This is a genomic window from Phycicoccus sp. Root563, assembly GCF_001427915.1.
In the GTDB taxonomy this organism is placed as follows: Bacteria; Actinomycetota; Actinomycetes; order Actinomycetales; family Dermatophilaceae; genus Pedococcus.
This window is the reverse complement of the sequence record NZ_LMGM01000001.1, coordinates 1,664,184-1,668,749: the sequence shown is the minus strand read 5'-3', so window position 1 is coordinate 1,668,749 and position 4,566 is coordinate 1,664,184. Positions and strand designations below refer to the sequence as shown.

Sequence of the window (4,566 nt, the reverse complement as noted above, 5' to 3'; positions counted from 1 at the left end):
CGCAAGAGGCAGCACGTGACCGAAGGTCCCACCGAGGTGGGCATCCAGCGCAGGCCACGATTCCCCCGCCGGACCGGCTCCTCGAGCCTGTCAGCGTGCGAGCCCCGTGCCTGTGCACGGGGCTCTTCTCATGCCGGGCCCTCATCTCCGAACGGTCGAACACACGGAAGGGAGGCCCCATGGCCAAGGCTGACAAGGCTGCCGCCATCGCCGAGCTGTCGGACAAGTTCCGCACCTCCGGCGCGGCCGTGCTGACCGAGTACCGCGGGCTCTCGGTGAAGCAGATCACCGACCTGCGCAACTCGCTGCGCGGAAACGCCACCTTCGCCGTCGTGAAGAACACGCTCACCGAACTTGCTGCCAAGGATGCCGGAGTCACGGCATTCGACGGTCAGCTCGTCGGCCCGTCCGCCATCGCCTTCGTTGACGGTGACCCGGTCGAGGCCGCAAAGGGCCTGCGTGACTTCGCCAAGGCGAACCCCCTCCTCGTGATCAAGGGCGGCGTCCTCGACGGCAAGGCCCTCACCCCCGAGGAGATCACGAAGCTCGCGGACCTCGAGTCCCGCGAGGTTCTCCTGGCCAAGCTGGCCGGTGCCCTCCAGGCGTCGCTCAGCCAGGCCGTCTACCTCTTCGCTGCACCGCTGTCGCAGACCGCTCGGGTCGTCGACGCGCTGCGTGCCAAGGTCGAGGCCGAGGGACCGGTGGCTGACGCCGCTGCTCCCGCTGCCGAGGCCGAGGCCGAGGAGACCCCCGCCGACGCCCCCGAGGCCGAGGTAGCTGCAGACGTCGCCGAGGGTGGCGACGCGAGCTGACCCCGTCCGGGGGTGACCCCGGTCAGAGTCCGGCTCACACACCAAACCGCCACTCACGGCATACCGAAACACACGAAAGGACGCCCATCATGGCGAAGCTCTCCACCGACGAGCTCCTTGAGGCCTTCAAGGAAATGACCCTCATCGAGCTCTCCGAGTTCGTGAAGCAGTTCGAGGACACCTTCAACGTCACCGCTGCTGCCCCCGTGGCCGTTGCTGCGGCCGGCGCCCCGGCTGGCGGCGACACCGCTGCTGCCGAGGAGCAGGACGAGTTCGACGTCATCCTCGAGGCCGCTGGCGACAAGAAGATCCAGGTCATCAAGGAGGTCCGCGCGCTGACCTCCCTCGGCCTGAAGGAGGCCAAGGACCTCGTGGACGGCGCCCCCAAGCCCGTTCTCGAGAAGGTTGACAAGGCTGCCGCGGACAAGGCCAAGGACGCCCTCGAGGGCGCCGGGGCCACCGTCTCCGTCAAGTGATCTGACGCTTCCTCCGCCTCGGCGAGGAAGCACAGCACGACCGCCGAAGGCGGGTCCGACTCCGGTCGGGCCCGCCTTTCGGCGTCCCCGGGAATGCGGATCCGGGGACGCCGTGGTGGGGTAGCCTCTGGCCGCTCCCGGGTCCGTACCGGGGCGTAACTTCGAGGCCCCGGCCTCGTTGAGCCATGCGTACCGGGTCGGCCGATCGTGGCCACCCGGCGGTGTACCCCAACCACGACGAGGTGAGCAGTGGGCGTTGAGATCAAGGTCGAGGGCCTGACCAAGCGTTTCGGGTCCCAGGTGATCTGGAACGACGTCACGCTGACCCTCCCGGCCGGTGAGATCTCGGTGATGCTCGGCCCCTCGGGCACGGGCAAGTCGGTGTTCCTCAAGACCCTGGTGGGGCTGCTCAAGCCGGATGCCGGGTCGATCATGATCGCCGGCAGCGACCTGACCCGGCTGCGCGAGCACGACCTCTACGAGATCCGGAAGCTCTTCGGCGTCCTGTTCCAGGACGGCGCCCTGTTCGGGTCGATGAACCTCTACGACAACGTCGCCTTCCCGCTGCGCGAGCACACCCGCAAGAGCGAGTCCGAGGTGCGCACCATCGTCATGGAGAAGATGGACCTCGTCGGCCTCACCGGCGCCGAGACCAAGCTGCCGGGGGAGATCTCCGGCGGCATGCGCAAGCGCGCCGGCCTCGCCCGCGCGCTGGTCCTCGATCCCGAGATCCTGCTCATCGACGAGCCCGACTCCGGCCTGGACCCGGTGCGCACGTCGTACATCAACCAGCTCTTCATCGACCTGAACGCCCAGATCGACGCGACGTTCCTCATCGTCACCCACGACATCAACACCGCGCGCACCGTCCCCGACAACATCGGCCTGCTCTACCACAAGCACCTCGCCATGTTCGGGCCGCGCGAGATGCTGCTGAGCTCCGAGGAGCCGGTGGTGCGCCAGTTCCTCAACGCGCAGACCATCGGCCCGATCGGCATGTCCGAGGAGAAGGACGCCGAGGAGCTCGCCTCCGAGGTCGGCCAGGAGCTGCCGCCGCTGCCGCCCATCCCGTTGCAGCTGCGCACGAGCAACGGCACCACCCGGCACGCCGAGCGTCCGGCCGGGCAGTGGTGCCGCGACAACGGCATCACCCCGCCGCCCGGGTCGTTCGAGTCCGGCAACGCCGGCGTCCCCGGCGTCCGTTCGGGCACGAGCTCGGTCGCCGCACCGGCGGCCGAGACCCCGGCGGAGACCCCGGCCGAGACCCCCGCTCCCGCCCCCGCGGAGGAGTCGGTCTGATGGGTAACCCGGTGACCGGGGCGCTGCGGCAGAGCGGGTCGCTCTTCGCCCTCGTGCTCGACGTCGTGCGGTCCCTGCCGAAGCGACCGTTCCAGACCAAGGAGTTCATCCAGCAGTGCTGGTTCATCGCCTCGGTGACGATCGTCCCGACGGCGCTGGTCTCGATCCCGTTCGGCGCGGTCATCGCCCTCCAGCTCGGTACCCTGACCCGGCAGCTCGGCGCCCAGTCCTTCACCGGTGCGGCCTCGGTCCTCGCCGTGATCCGTGAGGCCTCACCCATCGTCACGGCGCTGCTCATCGCGGGCGCCGGGGGGTCGGCGATCTGCGCCGACCTCGGCTCCCGCAAGATCCGCGAGGAGATCGACGCCATGGAGGTGCTGGGCATCAGCCCGATCCAGCGCCTCGTTGTGCCCCGGGTGCTCGCGGCGATGCTCGTCGCGGTCCTGCTGAACGGCCTGGTCTCGGTCGTCGGCGTGGCGGGCGGCTACTTCTTCAACGTCATCATCCAGGGCGGCACCCCCGGTGCCTACATCGCGTCGTTCACCGCCCTGGCGCAGCTCGCCGACCTGTGGACCAGCGAGATCAAGGCCCTGATCTTCGGGTTCATCGCCGCGGTCGTCGCGTCGTACAAGGGCCTGACGGCCGGCGGCGGACCGAAGGGGGTCGGCGACGCGGTGAACCAGAGCGTCGTCATCACCTTCATGTTCCTGTTCGTCGTGAACTTCGTGGCCAGCGCCATCTACTTCCAAGTCGTCCCCCAGAAGATCTGAAGGAGGTGCAGGGATGAGCAAGGTCCAGGAGCTCGCCGGTCGACCCGGCCAGGCGCTCGACAGCCTCGGCGAGCAGATGCGCTTCTACGTCCGCTCGCTGGCCTGGAGCCCGCGCACGATCCGCCGGTACAAGAAGGAGGTCCTGCGTCTCCTCGCCGAGGTCTCCCTCGGCTCGGGTGCGCTCTCCGTCATCGGCGGCACCGTCGGCGTCATCGCCTTCCTCGCGTTCTTCACCGGCAGCCAGGTCGGCCTGCAGGGCTACTCCTCGCTCAACCAGCTCGGGACCGGCGCCTTCACCGGCTTCGTCTCGGCCTACCTCAACACCCGTGAGATCGCCCCGCTCGTCGCGGGCCTGGCGCTCGCCGCGACGGTCGGCTGCGGCTTCACGGCCCAGCTCGGCGCGATGCGGATCTCCGAGGAGGTCGACGCGCTCGAGGTGATGGGGGTGCCGTCGCTGCCGTTCCTCGTGACCACCCGCATGATCGCCGGCTTCGTCGCCGTGGTGCCGCTGTACGTCCTGGGCCTGTTGTCCTCCTACGGCGCGACCCGGTTCATCGTCACCGAGTACTTCGGGCAGTCCAAGGGCACCTACGACCACTACTTCCACCTGTTCCTGCCGCCGATCGACGTGCTCTTCTCCTTCCTCAAGGTCATGGTCTTCGCCGTCGTCATCATCCTGATCCACTGCTACTACGGCTACAACGCCTCCGGTGGTCCGGCCGGTGTGGGCGTCGCCGTGGGCAAGGCCGTGCGCACCTCGATCGTGGCCATCAACATCGTCGACTTCTTCTTCTCGCTGGCGGTGTGGGGCGCCACCACGACCGTACGGATCGCGGGTTAGCGCATGGCCACCACCTCGTCCGGTTTCATGTCCCGGCTCGGCAACCGCGCCTACGGCGTGGGGTTCATCGCCGTCGTCGCCCTGCTCGTGGGGCTGAGCATCGCCTCCTTCCAGAAGCGGTTCACGCCGGTCGTCACCGTCACCCTGCTCACCGACCGGATCGGCTCGCAGCTGCAGGCCGCGTCCGACGTCAAGCTGCGCGGCCTCATCGTCGGGGAGGTGCGCTCGATCCGGACCACCGGCAACGGCGCGAGCCTCGAGCTGGCCCTCAAGCCGGAGATGGCCACGTTGATCCCGGCGAACGTCTCGGCGCGCCTGCTGCCCAAGACCCTGTTCGGTGAGCGGTACGTCGACCTCGTGTCGCCGGC

The 4,566-nt window shown here is 68.8% G+C and carries 6 protein-coding genes; all 6 read left to right on the top strand.

The window, feature by feature from the left end:
- Positions 1-179: 179 nt before the first annotated feature.
- Positions 180-812, top strand: coding sequence for a 50S ribosomal protein L10 (gene rplJ, locus ASD62_RS07895; protein ID WP_056915487.1), 633 nt, complete (start codon positions 180-182; stop codon positions 810-812).
- An 89-nt stretch (positions 813-901) separates the two neighbouring features.
- Positions 902-1,288, top strand: a complete 387-nt coding sequence (gene rplL / locus ASD62_RS07890) for a 50S ribosomal protein L7/L12 (protein WP_056915486.1) — start codon at positions 902-904, stop codon at positions 1,286-1,288.
- A 249-nt stretch (positions 1,289-1,537) separates the two neighbouring features.
- A complete protein-coding gene (locus tag ASD62_RS07885) occupies positions 1,538-2,587 on the top strand; it encodes an ABC transporter ATP-binding protein (RefSeq protein WP_056915485.1) in 1,050 nt (349 codons plus the stop codon).
- Complete coding sequence (locus ASD62_RS07880) at positions 2,587-3,357, top strand: ABC transporter permease (RefSeq protein ID WP_056915484.1); 771 nt, start codon at positions 2,587-2,589, stop codon at positions 3,355-3,357. Before ASD62_RS07885 ends, ASD62_RS07880 begins: the two co-directional genes overlap by 1 nt.
- Before the next feature lie 13 nt (positions 3,358-3,370).
- Entirely contained in the window at positions 3,371-4,198 is an 828-nt protein-coding gene (locus tag ASD62_RS07875; RefSeq protein ID WP_056915483.1) for an ABC transporter permease, read from the top strand.
- A gap of 3 nt (positions 4,199-4,201) precedes the next feature.
- Positions 4,202-4,566: MlaD family protein (locus tag ASD62_RS07870; RefSeq protein ID WP_157581584.1), on the top strand; the 365-nt coding region annotated here is incomplete at its 3' end.

Bases quoted from the DNA above. Each gene is read 5' to 3' on its own strand.
- rplJ (WP_056915487.1), top strand. From the start codon at position 180: ATGGCCAAGGCTGACAAGGCTGCCGCCATCGCCGAGCTGTCGGACAAG.
- rplL (WP_056915486.1), top strand. From the start codon at position 902: ATGGCGAAGCTCTCCACCGACGAGCTCCTTGAGGCCTTCAAGGAAATG.
- ASD62_RS07880 (WP_056915484.1), top strand. From the start codon at position 2,587: ATGGGTAACCCGGTGACCGGGGCGCTGCGGCAGAGCGGGTCGCTCTTC.
- ASD62_RS07875 (WP_056915483.1), top strand. From the start codon at position 3,371: ATGAGCAAGGTCCAGGAGCTCGCCGGTCGACCCGGCCAGGCGCTCGAC.